The following is a 15,258-nucleotide window of genomic DNA, read 5'->3' as shown; positions in this document are numbered from 1 at the left end:
CATGCGCGACATGCTCCTCATCGCCCTCTACGCCTTCCTCGCCGCCGCGGCCACCGGTCTCGCCGGGGCGGGCGTGCTGCGGCTGGTCCGGCGCCGTTCGCTGACCGCGTCCCTCGCCGTGGTGGCGGGCGTCGGGGTGTTCGCGATGCTGGCGGGCACCATGGCGGTGGCCTGGGCGATGTTCCTGTCCCCGCACGACCTCAGGGTGGTCACCACCGTCGTCGCGATGGCCGCCGTCGTCTCCCTGCTCACCGCCCTGCTGCTCGGTCGCCGGGTGGTGGCGCGCAGCCGGGAACTGACCGACGCGGCGCGCAACTTCGGGGACGACGGCGCCTTCGCCGCGCCCGCCGCCCCGGCCACCGCCGAACTCGACGAGCTGAGCCGCGAACTCGCCGCCACCAGCGCCCGGCTCGCCGCCTCCCGCGAACGCGAGCGCGCCCTGGAGGCGTCCCGGCGCGAGCTGGTCGCCTGGATCTCGCACGATCTGCGCACCCCGCTCGCCGGACTGCGCGCCATGTCGGAGGCGCTGGAGGACGGCGTCGCCGCCGACCCCGCCCGCTACCTCCGCCAGATCCGCACCGAGGTGGAACGCCTCAACGACATGGTCGGCGACCTCTTCGAGCTGTCCCGCATCCACGCCGGGACGCTCCCCCTCAACCCGGCGCGGGTCTCGCTGTACGACCTGGTCGGCGACGCCCTCGACGGCGTCGGTCCGCTCGCCCGCGAGCACGGGGTACGCCTTGTGGGTGACGGGGTGCAGCCGGTGCCGGTCGAGGTGGACGGCAAGGAGATGAGCCGTGTCCTGGCCAACCTGCTCGTCAACGCCATCCGCCGCACCCCCGCCGACGGCACGGTGGCCGTCGCCGCCCGCCGGGACCCCGAGGGTGTGGTGCTCACCGTGACCGACGGCTGCGGCGGCATCCCCGAGGCGGACCTGCCGCGCGTCTTCGACACCGGCTGGCGCGGCACCGACGCGCGGACACCTCCGGCGGGCGCGGGGCTCGGGCTCGCCATCGTGCGGGGCATCGTGGAGGCTCATCAGGGCCGGGCGAGCGTCCGGAACATCCCCGGCGGCTGCCGCTTCGAGGTGACGTTGCCCGCCCCGGCCCACTGAGGTCAGCGGGCGTGCGCGAACTCCGCCATCCCCTCCGCGAACCCGACCTCCGGCTTCCAGCCCAGCTCCGCCCGCAGCCGCGAGGAGTCGGCGGTGACATGCCGTACGTCCCCGAGCCGGTACTCGCCGGTGACCACCGGCTCGGGACCGCCGTACGCCGCGGCCAGCGCCCGCGCCAGCCCGCCGACCGTACGCGGCTCACCGCTGCCGGTGTTGTACGCGCTCAGCGTGCCCGGCCGCTCCGGCGCCTCCAGCGCGGTCACGTTGGCGGCGGCCACGTCCCGCACATGCACGAAGTCGCGCCGCTGTCCCCCGTCCTCGAAGACACGCGGCGCCTGACCGCGCTCCAGCGCCGAGCGGAAGAACGCGGCGACCCCGGCGTAGGGGGTGTCGCGGGGCATCCGGGGTCCGTAGACGTTGTGGTACCGCAGCGAGAAGGCGGTACCGCCCGTGGCGCGGGTCCACGCGGCGGCCAGGTGCTCCTGGGCCAGCTTGGTCGCGGCGTACACATTGCGCGGATCGGCCGGGGTGTCCTCACCGACGAGTCCGGGCAGCAGCGCCTCGCCGCAGCGCGGGCACGGCGGCTCGAAGCGCCCCGCCGCCAGATCGCCCTCCGCGCGCGGACCGGGACGTACGTCACCGTGGACCGGGCAGGCGTACCGTCCCTCGCCGTACACCACCATCGACCCGGCGAGCACCAGCCGGTCCACGCCCGCCGCGGCCATCGCGGCGAGCAGCACGGCGGTGCCGAGGTCGTTGCGGGAGACGTACTCCGCCGCGTCGGACACCCCGTCGCCCAGACCCACCCGCGCCGCCTGGTGGCAGACCGCGTCCACGCCGGTCAGCGCCCGGGACACCGCCTTGGGGTCGCGGACGTCGGCGGCGGGGTCGTCCCGCACGTCGTACACCACCGGTTCGTGCCCGCGCGCCCGCAGGGCGTCCACGACATGGGACCCGATGAACCCGGCACCGCCGGTGACCAGTACACGCATACGGTCACGCTAGGCCCGCGCACCGCTCCGCTCCCGTCGTGACGCCCGCACGTCACGACTCCGTAAGACCGCGGCTCAGGGCGTCCACCGCCACCCCGAGGCGTGCAGCGCCTCCGCCCGCTCGACGGCGATCTCCACGCGCAGCCGCGCCTCCTCCTCGTCGCGGAAGTCGGCGGTCGCGGTGTGCTGGGTGGGGTGCTTGCGGTAGAGGGTGCCGGGCGCGGACTGCATCCAGCCGGGGCTCACCGCCTCGCAGTTGAGCACCAGGGCGCCGTCCTCGAAGGCGGGCAGCGCGGGCCAGCCGCCGAGCAGCCGGACCAGGGCGGTACGGGCGGTGAGCGTCGTGCCCACCACCGGCATCTCGCCGCGCTTGGCACCGTCGAGGAGCGCGCGGGCGGGCAGCGCACCGGGCGGCGGGTCGTACGGACCCGGGACCAGACTGCCGTCGGGGAACAGGTCCAGACAGGGGGCGACGGTCCAGCCGTAGGCGGGGTGGTCGGTGAGGACCTCGATGTCGCGGGCGAGGGCGCCGGGGTCGGGCAGCAGGTCGTCGGCGTCGACGCAGCGCAGCAGGGCGCCGGTGGCGCGGGCCAGACCGAGGGTGCGGGCGCGGGCGGCGCCGCCCTGGCGACCGGTGCCCTTCGAGATCCAGGGCGCGTCCGGCACGGCGGCGAGCGGGGTGCCGGTGCGTCCGTCCTCCTGGAGCACCCACTGGAGACGCCAGCCCCCGGGCAGTAGCTGCCCGGCCAGACAGTCGTGCAGCTCGCGCAGATAGGCGTCCCCGCCGTCGTGGACGGGCGTCAGCACGGTGAGCGTCGGCATGGAACGGCGCTTCCCTTCGGCGGGCTCGGTGGCGCGACGGCCTGGTGGGCCTACGGCTCTACGGACGACGTCGGCGGAACCGCAGCGGTTCCGCCGACCCCATCGTGCCCTCCGAAGCGGCGGTCAGCCGAGCGGGGATGTTTCACGTGAAACGGACAAGGTTTCACGTGAAACACCGAACGGCACATCCCCGGCCAGCGTGATCCGGTGCATCACCCGGTGCTGGTCGCCGTAGTCGCGGTTGGCGTAGTGCGCCGTGCTGCGGTTGTCCCACAGCGCCACGTCGCCCGCCCGCCAGCGGTGCCGCACGATGTGCTCGGGCTTGGTGAGGTGGGCGTAGAGGATGTCCAGCAGCCCCCGGCTCTCGTACTCGGAGACCCCGGCGATGTGCGAGGTGAAACCCGGGTTCACGAACAGACCCTTGCGCCCGCTCTCGGGGTGGACGCGCACCACCGGGTGCTCCACGGGGACGAGTTCGGTGACGACCTCGCCGTCCCAGAGGTTGCCCTGACCCTGCCGTCGCTGGGCCAGGTAGTAGCCGAAGGCGCGGTTGCCGTCGTGCACGGCGGTGAGGGTGTCGAGGTGGGCGCGCAGGCCAGGCGACAGCGATTCGTACGCCAACTGGCTGTCCGCCCACGTGGTGTCGCCGCCGTGCGGCGGCAGGACGACCGCGCGCAGGATGGAGATCGCGGGCGGGCGCCGGACGAAGGTGACGTCGGTGTGCCACACGTCGGAGAAGCCGTTGTCCTGGCTGTCCAGGGCGTACACCTCCGGCGCCACGTCACCGGAGTCGTGCACCGGGTGCCCGGCGGTGACCTCACCGAGGCGCCGGCCGAACTCGATCTGCTGGGCGTCGTCGAGGTTCTGGCCGCTGACGAAGAGCACCTTGTGCTCGACCAGGGCCGCGCGGACGGCGGTCACCTCGTCGTCGGTGAGACGGGCCAGGTCGATGCCGTCGATCTCGGCGCCGAAGCTCGGACCGAGCTTGGTCAGCGGAAGCTGGACGGCGGTGGCGGGGGAGCGGTCGCTGGTGATGCTCAACGGGGGCTTCCTTCCTGAGGTTCAGAGGGGTTCCGGAGGGCTGCCGTGACGCACGGCTCCCGGGTCTCCGTGCGGTCGGGATCAGGCGGCGGCGGACTTGACGGCGTGCGAGACCCGCGCGCGCAGCTCGGCGAACTCCCGTGACTCGCGCAGCGCGTCGGCGTCCACCCCCGCGCGCGGGAGCGGCACCGGCAGGTCCAGGGCGACGGTCCCGGGGCTCTTGGACAGCACGACGATGCGGGAGCCGAGGAACACCGCCTCGTCGGCGGAGTGGGTCACGAACACGGTGGTCCGCCCGGTGCGGGCGGTCACCTCGCGCACGTCCTCCTGGAGTCGTTCCCGGGTCAGCGCGTCCAGCGCGGCGAACGGCTCGTCGAGGAGGAACAGCGGGTGCTCGGCGGCGAGCGCGCGGGCGATGGCGACGCGCTGGCGCTGCCCGCCGGAGATCTCCCACACCCGCCGTCGCTCGGTGCCGCCGAGCCCGACCCGCTCCAGCAGCTCCGCGCGCCGCTCGGCCCGGCGCTCCCGCTCGACGCCCGCGTAGCGCAGCGCCAGGTCGACGTTGCCGCCGACGGTGCGCCAGGGGAACAGCCGGGGCGTCTGGAACACCACGCCCGCCGCGTGCCCGGGGCGGGGCGCGGCGCCCGCCACCCGCACCGAGCCGTCGGTGGGCTGCTCGAACCCGGCGATCAGCCGCAGCAGCGTGCTCTTGCCGCAGCCGGAGGCGCCGACCAGCACCAGGAACTCCCCGGCGGGCACGGTGAGATCGACGGGTCCGACGGCGGTGAAGGCGTCGCGCCCCTGGCCGTAGCGATGGCTGACCCTCTCCAGCAGTACCGCCTCCGTCGCCTCGGTGCGGACGTCGTTCTCGGTCAGCTCACTTGAGGCCATCGGGCAGTCCCTTCAGATAGAAGGCGGAGCGGACGGCGCGCTCGGTGGGGGCGGCGTCGATCTGCTTCTGTCCGGCCAGGAACCGGCCGGTGTCGATGACGTAGTCGAGCAGCTTGCCGGGGTGGTCCTCGGTGCCGAGCCAGTCGGCGGACGCGACCTGCTCCGGGGTGAGGAACACGCCCTGGGAGAGTTGCGCCTTGGCGTCGGCGGTGCTGATGCCCAGCTCGGCGGCGACGTCCTCGACCGCGCCGTCCGGATCGGACTTGAGCAGCCGCAGCGCCTCCGCCTCCGCCTTGCGCCAGGCGTCGATCACCTTCGGGTCCTTGGCGATCAGGTCGTCCGACACCACGGCGAGGTCGAGCGTGGGCTTGCCCCCGGCGCCGATCTCCTTGCTGCTGGTGAGCTGGGTGCCGGTCTTGCGCAGCTCGTCCAGCGTCGGCAGCCAGACGTACGCGGCGTCGATGTCCCCGCGCTGCCAGGCGGCGAGGATCGCCTGCGGCTGGAGGTCGACCAGCTTCACGTCGGACGCCTTGAGCCCCGCCTTGTCCAGCGCGGCGAGCAGGCTGTAGTGCGAGGTGGAGGCGAACGGTGTCGCCACGGTGTGCCCCTTGAGCCCCGCCACGTCCTTGATGCCGAGCTTCCTGCGCGCGACCAGCGCCTCGTTCTCCCCGGCCACGTCGAGCACGAACGCGACCTTGTAGGGGATCGGCGAACTCCCCGATATCCCGCGCGCGAAGGGGCTGGAGCCGAGCGCCGCGATGTCCAGGGACTTGCCGAGGAACGCCTGGTTGACGCTCGCGCCCGAGTCGAACTTGACCCAGCTCACCGAGTAGTCGGGCAGCGCCTTGTCCAGCAGCTTTCTGTGCTTGACCAGCAGATCGCCGCTGGGGAAGGCGAAGTAGCCGATGCGCAGCCGCTTGCTCTTCCCCGAAGAGGCGTCACTGGACGAGGAGCAGCCGGTGACGGCGAGGGCGGCGGTGCCGAGCGCACCGGCGAGGAGCAGCCGACGGGAGGGGCGGGAGAGGGAAGACGCCATGGGACGACCGTTTCTGACGGGGAGGGGACAGCGGATCGGAGGAGAAGGAGAGGGGCTCAGTCCCGCCCGCGCCACGGCATGACGGCGCGTTCCAGTCGGAGCAGCAGGGTGTCGATGAGCAGCCCGGACACCCCGATGGTGATGATGCCGACGAGCACGACGGGGGTGTTGTTGTAGTTGGCGGCGTCCTTGACCATGCCGCCGATCCCGGGCAGTCCGTTGACCAGTTCGGCGGCGACGAGCGAGGAGTAGGCGACGCCGACCGCCAGCCGGACGCCGGTGAAGGTCTCCGGCAGCGCGGAGGGCACGATCACGTCCTTGACCACGTCCCACCGCGAGGCGCCGAGCGCGCGGGCGGCTTCCACGAGCGCGCGCGGTACGGCCGCGACGGCCGCCGTGGTGGACACCGCGACCGGTGGGAACGCGGCGACCGCGAGCAGCGTGATCTTGGGTTCCTCGTCGATGCCCAGCCAGATGATGAGCAGCGAGAAGTACGCGAGCGGCGGCAGCGTGCGCAGGAAGGTGATCCAGGGCTCGAACAGCGCGCGCAGCGGTCCGACGGTGCCCATGAGCAGCCCGAAGACCACTCCGGCGACGATGCCGAGCCCGGCGCCCAGCGCGATGCGCCGCAGGCTGATGCCGAGGTGCTCGATGAGCGTGGTGCCGTTGTAGCCGCGCGTGCCGTCGTGCGTGGTGGAGACGTCGACGAACGCGTCCCACACCTTCGCGGGCGGCGGAACCAGCGTCTCGCTCCAGGTCCCGGTCGCCGCCACCGCCTGCCACAGGACGAGGAACAGCACCAGCGAACCGACCGGCAGCGCGAGCCGCCGCAGGCGCGGCCACACGGCACGCGCCCGCCCGCCACCGGGAGCGCCGGGTACGCCAGGTGCGCCGGATGCGCCGCCGGACGCGTCGGGTGTCCCGACGGGGACGGCGTCGGACAGGGAAGTGGACACGGGAAACCTCCACACGGCACCGGTCACCGGCGCTGGAGATCAACGGGACATCAACGGAACAGAGCCGGACGGCACCCGCACGGAGACGGGCCGCTCAACGGCAAGGAAAGGAAAGGAGAAGAACGCCGACTACGCGGGAATCAGGGACATCCGCGTCGGGGAGGCGGGTTCAGCGACAACACGCGGCCGGGCGTCGGCACAGGTCGATGACCAGGCGTCGCACCAACGGCTCGTGATTCATGGCGCCCATTTGTACAGCAGCCGCCCCCGCCCATCAACAGCGCGCCCACTCTGTGGACATGACCGGCGTCCTCTGGCGGACACGTCCCACGTCAGAGCAGCGCGCTCGCCCGCAGATGCCCCGCGATCCCCAGCCACCGGTCCGCCGCCGTCCGCGCCTCCGGAAGGGTGTCGGGCCGGACACGGACCTCGGTCAGGAGGTCGTCGCGGGCGCCCATGCCGAGGGCGTAGACCAGGCTGACCAGGGTGGCGGCGGTCACCGGGTCGCGCCCGCGCAGCCAGGTGGCCTGGTGGAGGGCGACCGCCTCGCGCAGGAAGGCGTCGGTGGCGTGTCCGGCGGCGACATGGCCGAGGGCGCGCACGGCGGCGTACGCGGTGCCGCGCGGCACACCCGGACGCACCGCCAGCGTCTGGAGCAGCGCCCGGTGCCGTTGGTCGCCGACCACGCGCAGCGCTTCGAGGAGCGGCACCGCGACCTCCTCGTCCCGGATCGCCGCGGGCCGCGCCAGCTCGGCGGCGCACGCGTCGGCCAGCGCGGCGCGGTAGGGGGTGGCCGCGAGGAGGAACGCGGCGTAGAGCCGTACGTCGAAGACGGGGCTGGTCAGCGCCTCCCCGACCAGCGCGGACAGCACGCCGGTGCCGCCCGCCCCGTCCGGCTCGACGGACCGCACCCGCGCCGTCACCCGCCGCACCGCCGCCTCCAGCGACGCCGGTACGGCGCCCGGCGGGGCAGCCCGCGCGGGGGTCCGGCCCAGCAGCGCCCGGTGGTGTTCCGGGTGCGCCGCGGCGACATGGCGGCGCAGCGGCTCGACCTGGTCACCGACCGGTCCGGAGTCCTCGATGTCGCGCAGCGCGCGGGTCAGCAGCCGTACCTGCCCGGGGTCGAAGTGCCGGTAGCTGACCTTGCGGAAGCAGGCCATCACGGCGCCGCGGTGCGCCAGCCGCCCGCTCGGGGAGGTGAGTTCGCTCAGGACCCGGGCGGCGGCGTCCGGGTGCCCGCAGTTGTCCAGCGCGCAGACGATCTCGACCGCCGTCAACCGCGCTCTTCCGGCGGCGAGTTCCGCGCACGCCGCGATGACCGTACGGGCGCCGCGCGGATGGTTCAGCAGCCGGTTCAGGGACTCGAAGCGCAGCAGCCACGGCAGCCCGTCCGCGATCACCATCTCCTCGACGAGCCGCTCCGCGAGCCGGTACCAGGTCCCGGACGGCATCAGCACCACGTCCGGCCGTACGCAGATCCCCTCGGCCAACTGGTCCCAGTCGTCGCCGCTCATCACGTCGTCGGACACCGCCTGCTCCAGCAGGTCCTCCAGGTCGCGGGCGGCGGGTCCGGCGGGCGCGGTGTCGAGGACGGGACCGGGGGCGAGATAGCGCCAGACGGTGCGCGCGGTGGCGGTGAGCAGGTTGCGGGGCAGCCCCAGTAACTCCTCGTACCGCCGGACGGCCGCCCAGGGGACCGGAGTCACCCCCGTCTCCCACCGCGAGACGGTGCTGACGCTCACCTCGCGCGCGTACGCCCCGCCCCGGAACGCCGCCGCGAAGCCCGGCAGCGACCGCAGGGCGGTGTCCTGCCCGAGCAGGCGGTTCACCCGCAACAGCCACGCGACCCGCATCCGGCGCCCCGGCACCCCCGCCGTGCTCCCGCCCCCCAGCGTGCTCATGTCGGACAGTTTGGCAGGAGTACGGCCACAACGGACCAGGGACGACGAACCTTTGCCGACCGGCGCTACTCCAGGTCCCGCCTGCCGGGCGCGCGTATTGCAGCACCCGGCGAGCTGTGCAACGCCCCGGTACCGGGCGCGGGCCGGGCGGTACGAAGGAGGCACCCGCCGCGACGACGACCTGGGGGCGGGCGGGACAAGGGGAGGAAAACCGATGGGATCGGTGCTCGTACTGGCGCACTTTCTCGGGTTCGCCGTCGCGATGTGGACCTTCAACGCGCGGGCCGGCGGTTCCTTCTGGCACGGGGTACCGCCCCGGCTGCTGCTGATCAGCCCGGAGTGGACGGCGGTGAGCATCGGCAAGGCGTTCCTCTGGGAGGTCACGCTGATCGTCTGGCTGCTCAACGGCCAGCCCTCCTCGCCCTGGGGCGTCCGCGCCGAGAGCCGCTCCGGCCGCGTCACCCGGCTGACCCCGGCCGAACGCGCCGCCCGCGACCGCGCCGCCACGCGCTGACCGCCCGCGCGAGCGGACCCCCGACGGACGCCCGCACACACACGCCCGCACACACGCCCGCCCGCACACGTCCGCACCACCCAGGCACGTCCGCACGCACGCACCCAGGGGAACCCATGGACATCCTCCGCAGACTCTTCGGCGTCGGACCGGGACAGCTCCCGCCCACCCTGGACGGTTACCAGGCACCCCCCGGCGCCCTGGCGACCGGCTGGTCCTGCGACGACCCGGAGTGCGAGGGCGCGGGGTATTTCCCGGACCCGAGGCCGTCGATCCCGCGCCGCTGCGACCTGTGCGGCAGCGGCACCCACCCCCGCCACGCCTGGCCCTGGCAGCACGACGAGCGCCGGGCGGAACTCGACGCCCTGTTGGAGCGGGCGGAGGAGGAGGGGGACAAGTACCTCGCGCCGATGGTCCGGCTGCACCTGATGTGCTGGACGTTCGAGGACCACCTGATGCGCCGCGACCGGGCCACCGCCCTCGCTTTCCTGACCGAGGCGGACGCCCGCCTCCGCGGGGAGATGAAGGAGGACCGCTTCCTCACCGAGGGCTCGTTCCGCCACCTGCTCGTCCTCGGCGCCCTGCGCAGCGGCGACCCCGACATCGCCCTGACCGCCCTGGACCCCTGGGTCACCCTGGCCCACACCCAGGCTCCGGGGTACGGCACCGACCTGGCGCAGGACAACGCCGCCCGCACGAACTACCGCAGCCTCGTCAGCTCCTGCCTCGTATGGCTCGACGACCCCCGCACCGCCACCCACCGGGCCCGCCCCACCGTCACGTCCTGGGCGCTCACGACCGCCCGCGCCCCCCACGTGCGCGACTACCTGACAGCCGACCACCTCACCCGGCTGCCTCAGTTGACCTGACCCCACAGACAGGGGGAGCGGCGCGCACCCGGCGAAACCAGGAGGAGCCACGGCGGAACCGGCGGAAGCCACGGCGGAACCACGGGGACCACGGGTGGACCACGGCGGAGCCACGGGGACCACGGGTGGACCACGGCGGAGCCACGGGGGAGCACCGCCACCACGCGCCGCTCCCCCCACGGTCACGCCGCTCCCCCGACCGTCACGCCGCGCCCCGACCGTCAGCGGGCGGATCGCCGCCGCGCCACCACCACACTCGCCTCCCGCTCCTCGCACTCCACCACCCACGCGTCAAGCCCCGCCCCGGCGAACACCCCGCGCGTGAGCGGCGCCTGACGAGCACTGGTCTCCACGAGCAGATGCGCACCGGGCGCCAGCCACTCCAACGCCCCCTCCGCGACCCGCCGTTGCACGGCCAGCCCATCAGTCCCGCCGTCCAGACTCCGCACCGGCTCATGGTCCCGGGCCTCGGCAGGCAGCGTGGCGAGGGCGTCGCAGGGAACGTAGGGCGCGTTGGCCACGAGCAGCTCGACGCGACCGAGCAGGGCGGACGGCAGCGCGTCGTAGAGGTCGCCCTCGTGGACGGACGCCCGATCCGCGAAGAGCGCGAGATTGCGGCGCGCGTACGCCGTCTGCGCCGGATCGATGTCGGCGGCGTGCAGCTCGGCGCGCGGCAGCCGCACGGCCAGCGCGGTGGCCAGCGGCGCCGCCCCGCAGCACAGGTCCACGACCACCCCCGCGTCCCGCCCGACCCGCAGCGCCTGCTCCAGCAGGAACTCGGTACGCCGCCGCGGCACGAACACCCCCGGACCGACGGCGATCCGCAGCCCCCCGAACGCGGCCCACCCCACGACGTGTTCCAGCGGTTCCCCGGCACACCGCCGCTCGACCATGCCCTCGACGAGACCACCGGACGCACCAGGCTCGACGGCGTCGAGAATCATCCGCGCCTCCTCCTCCACGAACACACACCCGGCGGCACGCAGCCGCGAGGCGACGGAGGACAGAGCAGAGGCAGAACCTACGGAAAAAGAAGAAGCATCAGCAGCCGCGCGAGCGGCATCCAACAACGTGTCGTCCACGACGAGCCCTCCAGCAGGGAATCCCGACCATCACCGCGTTGATGGGACTCACCTCCTCGGACCGCCGCCGACCCCGTGCCGACGCATACGCGCGCCCACTATAACGACGTTCCCCTGGGGCTACTCGCCCTCGCCGCGATCGGTGAAGGTGACCCCGAAGAAGTCGCGCCCTTGCAGAACCGGACCCTTCTGGTTGCCACCGCTGATGGTGTTGGTCACCGCGCCGTCGGCGGGGCGCAGGGCTTCGGCCGACCGCTGCCACTGGATCAGGCCGGAGCGGAACTGAGCGTCGTGCGCGGCGCGTTGACGCATCGCCTCGCTCAGTGCGCGGGCACGTTCGATGTCATGGGACGCCTCACTCAAGGCGGCCAGTTCTGCTTCACCGGTGGGGAGCGGGTCCGCGCCCGCTGCCGTCCCTGCCCGGGGCTGTCGCCGTAGCAGGTCGGTCAACGCTGCCCAGAGTTGCTGCCCCGCCGCACCGGCCGCTCCGGTTGCCATGGCCACGAGCAGCCCTGCCGAGATCGCCTCCACGCCCGCCCCCTGCCGCCAAGCCCTGTTGACGAAAGCCATGTTCTCAGAGCAGTCCGTTGCTTGGGCAGGGGCCAGTAGCGAGCCGCCCACGGACATTTCGCTACTGGCCACCGAAGCTATGCGAGGGAAATAATTGGCGAAAGGTAATCTGTGAAGAGAAAAGCCATGCAGGTAAAGGTGGCGATCTCGGATATGGTGCGCATTTTTCCCTAGGTGACTGGTCGGCATTTCTGGGTGGGTGTGGCTGAAGAGGCGCCGAGACGCCAGTGATCAGCTCTGTGGTGATCGTTTGTACACCAGGCTCCCGTCAGGAGCGACCCACGCGCGTAGAATCTACAGCCAGTCGATAATGGGCTCTCAACTGCCGTGCCGTCGTTCCGGCGCTTCGCGCAGAGCAGTCAGCATCCGCAAGGCGCGCTCCGCCTCGGCTGCGGCTCCAATAGCCGTGCTGATTGTCCAGCTTTCCGTCGAATGCACCACGGCTTGTTCCACCCGGCCGGTGTCCCGCTCGGCCTGCGCCGCGTCGTACGCGATCTCGGCCACCTCGCCGACGGCGTTGATGCGCCGGGCCACGGAGAGTGCCGCGATGTGCAGCGGCAGAGCCTGCTCGCTGCGTCCTGCCGCGCGGTGCGCCCGGCCCATCCCGTTGAGGGCGATGGCCTCACCCCGTGCATCCCCCACCGCGCGCAGGACCTCGAGGCTATCTTCGAGGAGAGCGAGAGCTTCATCTGATCTGCCAAGACCGACGAGGGCGTTCGCCAAATTCATCTGCAGCGTGGCGCACTCCCTTTTGTCGGACCTCTCCGAAGCGATGGAAATCGCTTTCCGGTAGGCGCGCTCGGCGGCTTCGAGATCTCCCAGTCGTGTGGAGAGTTCCCCCAGATTGTTCAGGGTGTTGAATATTCCGCGCTCATTATTGACGCCCGTGAACTTCTCCAGGGCGATGGTGAAGAATTCCAGTGCCGCGTCATTGTCGGCGAGGTGCAGATGTGTGATGCCCAGGAAGTTGTAGCTGCGCGCCATGTGTAACTCTTCGCCTGTTTGCGACAGGGAATTCAATAACGTCTTCTGGAGAGATTGGACGAGCGCGTACTGCCCTGTCTGCCAGAGCGGGATGGAGAGCTGGTGCACGCATTCGCTCTCCAGTTCCGGGTCCGACAGGGAGCGCGCCAGCTCCAGTGCCTCGCGCGCGGCCGCGATCGCCTCCTCGTAGCGGGAGCGGTGGCTCCGCGCGATGCTGAGGTCGAGCAGGGCTTTGACCTGGGCCGTACGGTCGTGGGTCGTGCTCCAGTGGTCGGCGGCCCGTCGCAGGAGAGGCTCCGCCATGGCGAGATGTCCTTGCATGTCGAGGAACTCGGTCAAAACATGTATACAGACTGCAAGTTGCCGTTCAGAACCGTTCTGAGTTATCCATCCCAGCGTATCCAGAAGGTTGGCACCCTCGATGCTCAGCCAGTGTTCCGCGGCGCGGGCGTCGGCGATCTCGGGGAGCGCGCTGAGGGGGGTCGAGTCCAAGGTCATGCGTGAGCGGTACGGGTGCGCCAGACGGTCGGCGCGGTCCGCTGCCCGCACGTAAAAGTCCGTCATGCGCTCCGTGGCCGCCCGGGCCTGTTCCGCTGGTTCGATTCTGTCGTTATCGATCAGCGATCTTGCGTATCTCCGCAAAAGATCGTGCATGGTGAAACGATGGGGGGAAGGCTCCGAAACCAGGTGCTGGGTGAGAAGTTCCTCCAGGATTCGTTCGGCTGCGCGAGGCGACAGGCCGGTCAGCGCCGCCACCGCATGGGGGCCGAATTCCGTTCCGACGTGCAGGCCGAGTCGCCGGAAGACCAGTTGCTGCTCGTCGGTCAGCGCCCGGTACGACAGAGCGAAGACATGCTCCATCGTCCTTTCGCCGTCGCGGAGTTCAGCCACGTGCGCACCGTCGGCGGCCAGTCGGTCCAGCAGATCGGTTGTGGTCCAGGACGGCCGCGCGAGCAGACGGCTGGCGGCTATCTCGATCGCCAGGGGCAAGTGTCCGCAGATACGGACGATGTCCGCGATCTCCGATTCCTTGGTCCGGCTGCGTGTCCCCAGCCGCCGCACGAACAGTGCGATCGCGTCGTCGCGAGGGAGCACGCCGAGCGTGAGCGGTCTGACGCCCGGCATCCCGGGAAGCCGCCTTCTGCTGGTCACCACCACGGCCGTCGGGGAATCCCCGGGCAGCAGCGGTCGGACCTGGTCGGAGTCCGCGGCGTCGTCCAGGATCACCAGCATCCGCCGGTTCCGGGCCATGGAGCGCCACAGCGCGATCAGTTCGTCCGTGTCGTGCGGCAGCTCCTTGCCGTCGACGCCCAGTAAGCGCAGCAGCGTGGTGAGCGCGCGGTCGGGGGAGGTACTCGCACGGTCGGGTGAGTGGTCGCCCAGACGGACGAAGCAGCAGCCGTCCGGGTAGCGGTCGCGCATCTGATGCGCGAGATGCACGGCCAGGGAGGTCTTGCCGACCCCGCCCATCCCCTCGATCGCCTCGACGGTGACCACCGCCCCCGAGCCGCCACCGCCTTCGGACAACGCCGAGCCGAGCCGTCGCAATTCGTCCCGTCGGCCGATCCAGGGAACGTCGCGCGGCAGGTTGTCCGGCACCGCGCGCCGCGGCCGGGCGGCGGCCTTCCTGCCGGTGCCCAGCTCGTGCAGTGCCGCCGCCGTCGAGCCGGACAGGATCCCTTCCTGGATCCGGTGGAGCCGGTGCCCGGCGTCCAGGCCGATGTCCCGGATGACGCGCTGCCGCGTGCGTTGCAGCAGCCGGGTGGCGTCGGCCGTCCGGCTGCTGCCGTGGAGAGCTACGGCCAGGAGCGCGGCCAGCGCCTCGTCGGCGGGGTGGCCGGCGGTCAGCGGAACGAGGACCGGTACGGCTTCCGTGAATCTGCCCGCGTCCATGAGGAGTTCCGCACGGGTCATGGCGGCGATGAGGCTGGTCTCCGCGACGGTGGAGCGGAGATGGTCGGGCCAGGAGCCGGAGATCCCGGCAAGCGGTTCGCCGCGCCAGAGAGCGTCCGCCCGGCCGAGTAATCGGAACGCGGCTTCGTCGTCGGCGCTGCCCTTCAGCGCACGCGCCTGATCGACACAGCTCGTGTAGGCCCGCAGATCCACTCGGTCGGGGTCCACATGCAGCACGTAGGAGTTCGTCCGGCTGACGATCGTCGGGGCCTCGCCCAGGGCGATGCGCAGGGCCCGGCGAATCCGCGACACATGGACATGCAGCGCTTCCCGGGCCTTGACCGGCGGATGTTCGTCCCAGATGCGGTGGATCAGGCTGTCCACACTCACGGTCCGGCCCGCGTCCCAGGCCAGGGCGGCCAGCGCCAGCCGCGTCTTGGTGGAGCCAAGATGACTTCGCCGGCCGGCGACCCGTATGTCGACCGATCCTGAGAGCCTGATCTCGAAGTCCACCAGCGTTCCTCCCGCCGGTAGGGCCTGTGCTGGCCGGGCATTCGAGCGTGTCATGAACCTGTTTATGCTGGCTATATGTG

At 72.0% G+C, this 15,258-nt stretch carries 13 protein-coding genes; 3 read left to right on the top strand and 10 right to left on the bottom strand.

Translation table 11 applies throughout. The annotated features are described in order from the left end of the window. Position 1: 1 nt before the first annotated feature. Positions 2–1,114 (top strand): sensor histidine kinase KdpD, encoded by a 1,113-nt coding sequence (locus tag IF655_RS01095; protein ID WP_199581487.1) that lies wholly within the window; start codon positions 2–4, stop codon positions 1,112–1,114. Between the two features lie 2 nt (positions 1,115–1,116). Here the strand turns inward: IF655_RS01095 and IF655_RS01090 are convergent, their stop codons facing one another. From IF655_RS01090 to IF655_RS01060, 7 genes are all read right to left on the bottom strand, one after another. Next, positions 1,117–2,106: an NAD(P)-dependent oxidoreductase gene (locus IF655_RS01090; protein WP_199581486.1), complete on the bottom strand. Its 990-nt coding sequence runs from the start codon at positions 2,104–2,106 to the stop codon at positions 1,117–1,119. 75 nt (positions 2,107–2,181) lie between these two features. After that, positions 2,182–2,928, bottom strand: a complete 747-nt coding sequence (locus tag IF655_RS01085) for a GltA (protein WP_199581485.1) — start codon at positions 2,926–2,928, stop codon at positions 2,182–2,184. Positions 2,929–3,051: 123 nt separating this feature from the next. Then, positions 3,052–3,969, bottom strand: a complete 918-nt coding sequence (locus IF655_RS01080; RefSeq protein ID WP_199581484.1) for a TauD/TfdA family dioxygenase — start codon at positions 3,967–3,969, stop codon at positions 3,052–3,054. 81 nt (positions 3,970–4,050) lie between these two features. Beyond that, positions 4,051–4,860, bottom strand: a complete 810-nt coding sequence (locus IF655_RS01075) for an ABC transporter ATP-binding protein (RefSeq protein ID WP_199581483.1) — start codon at positions 4,858–4,860, stop codon at positions 4,051–4,053. Continuing rightward, entirely contained in the window at positions 4,847–5,896 is a 1,050-nt protein-coding gene (locus IF655_RS01070; protein WP_199581482.1) for an ABC transporter substrate-binding protein, read from the bottom strand. Before IF655_RS01070 ends, IF655_RS01075 begins: the two co-directional genes overlap by 14 nt. 56 nt (positions 5,897–5,952) lie before the next feature. After that, positions 5,953–6,741, bottom strand: coding sequence for an ABC transporter permease (locus IF655_RS01065; protein WP_307814841.1), 789 nt, complete (start codon positions 6,739–6,741; stop codon positions 5,953–5,955). 443 nt (positions 6,742–7,184) lie between these two features. Continuing rightward, positions 7,185–8,753 (bottom strand): XRE family transcriptional regulator, encoded by a 1,569-nt coding sequence (locus IF655_RS01060; RefSeq protein ID WP_242488480.1) that lies wholly within the window; start codon positions 8,751–8,753, stop codon positions 7,185–7,187. A gap of 214 nt (positions 8,754–8,967) precedes the next feature. On the opposite strand from IF655_RS01060, the gene IF655_RS01055 reads away from it, so the two are divergent. Together IF655_RS01055 and IF655_RS01050 are read left to right on the top strand one after the other, a co-directional pair. Further along, positions 8,968–9,267, top strand: a complete 300-nt coding sequence (locus IF655_RS01055) for a hypothetical protein (protein ID WP_199581481.1) — start codon at positions 8,968–8,970, stop codon at positions 9,265–9,267. Positions 9,268–9,383: 116 nt separating this feature from the next. Further along, positions 9,384–10,136, top strand: coding sequence for a hypothetical protein (locus IF655_RS01050; RefSeq protein WP_199581480.1), 753 nt, complete (start codon positions 9,384–9,386; stop codon positions 10,134–10,136). Between the two features lie 221 nt (positions 10,137–10,357). On the opposite strand, the gene IF655_RS01045 is transcribed toward IF655_RS01050, so the two are convergent. The 3 genes from IF655_RS01045 to IF655_RS01035 form a co-directional block, all read right to left on the bottom strand. Continuing rightward, complete coding sequence (locus IF655_RS01045; RefSeq protein WP_277952643.1) at positions 10,358–11,143, bottom strand: putative protein N(5)-glutamine methyltransferase; 786 nt, start codon at positions 11,141–11,143, stop codon at positions 10,358–10,360. A 195-nt stretch (positions 11,144–11,338) separates the two neighbouring features. Next, positions 11,339–11,788: a hypothetical protein gene (locus IF655_RS01040; RefSeq protein WP_199581479.1), complete on the bottom strand. Its 450-nt coding sequence runs from the start codon at positions 11,786–11,788 to the stop codon at positions 11,339–11,341. Positions 11,789–12,106: 318 nt separating this feature from the next. Further along, complete coding sequence (locus IF655_RS01035) at positions 12,107–15,178, bottom strand: tetratricopeptide repeat protein (protein WP_199581478.1); 3,072 nt, start codon at positions 15,176–15,178, stop codon at positions 12,107–12,109. Positions 15,179–15,258: the final 80 nt, after the last annotated feature.

Source organism: Streptomyces sp. DSM 110735, assembly GCF_016482685.1.
Lineage (GTDB): Bacteria > Actinomycetota > Actinomycetes > Streptomycetales > Streptomycetaceae > Streptomyces.
Note: the sequence above shows the minus strand (reverse complement) of the source record. Positions and strands in the feature narration are given on the sequence as shown.

Excerpts from the sequence above, each read along its gene's own strand:
- IF655_RS01095 (WP_199581487.1), top strand. The coding sequence starts at position 2 with ATGCGCGACATGCTCCTCATCGCCCTCTACGCCTTCCTCGCCGCCGCG.
- IF655_RS01090 (WP_199581486.1), bottom strand. The coding sequence starts at position 2,106 with ATGCGTGTACTGGTCACCGGCGGTGCCGGGTTCATCGGGTCCCATGTC.
- IF655_RS01085 (WP_199581485.1), bottom strand. The coding sequence starts at position 2,928 with ATGCCGACGCTCACCGTGCTGACGCCCGTCCACGACGGCGGGGACGCC.
- IF655_RS01075 (WP_199581483.1), bottom strand. The coding sequence starts at position 4,860 with ATGGCCTCAAGTGAGCTGACCGAGAACGACGTCCGCACCGAGGCGACG.
- IF655_RS01070 (WP_199581482.1), bottom strand. The coding sequence starts at position 5,896 with ATGGCGTCTTCCCTCTCCCGCCCCTCCCGTCGGCTGCTCCTCGCCGGT.
- IF655_RS01060 (WP_242488480.1), bottom strand. The coding sequence starts at position 8,753 with ATGAGCACGCTGGGGGGCGGGAGCACGGCGGGGGTGCCGGGGCGCCGG.
- IF655_RS01055 (WP_199581481.1), top strand. The coding sequence starts at position 8,968 with ATGGGATCGGTGCTCGTACTGGCGCACTTTCTCGGGTTCGCCGTCGCG.
- IF655_RS01050 (WP_199581480.1), top strand. The coding sequence starts at position 9,384 with ATGGACATCCTCCGCAGACTCTTCGGCGTCGGACCGGGACAGCTCCCG.
- IF655_RS01040 (WP_199581479.1), bottom strand. The coding sequence starts at position 11,788 with ATGGCTTTCGTCAACAGGGCTTGGCGGCAGGGGGCGGGCGTGGAGGCG.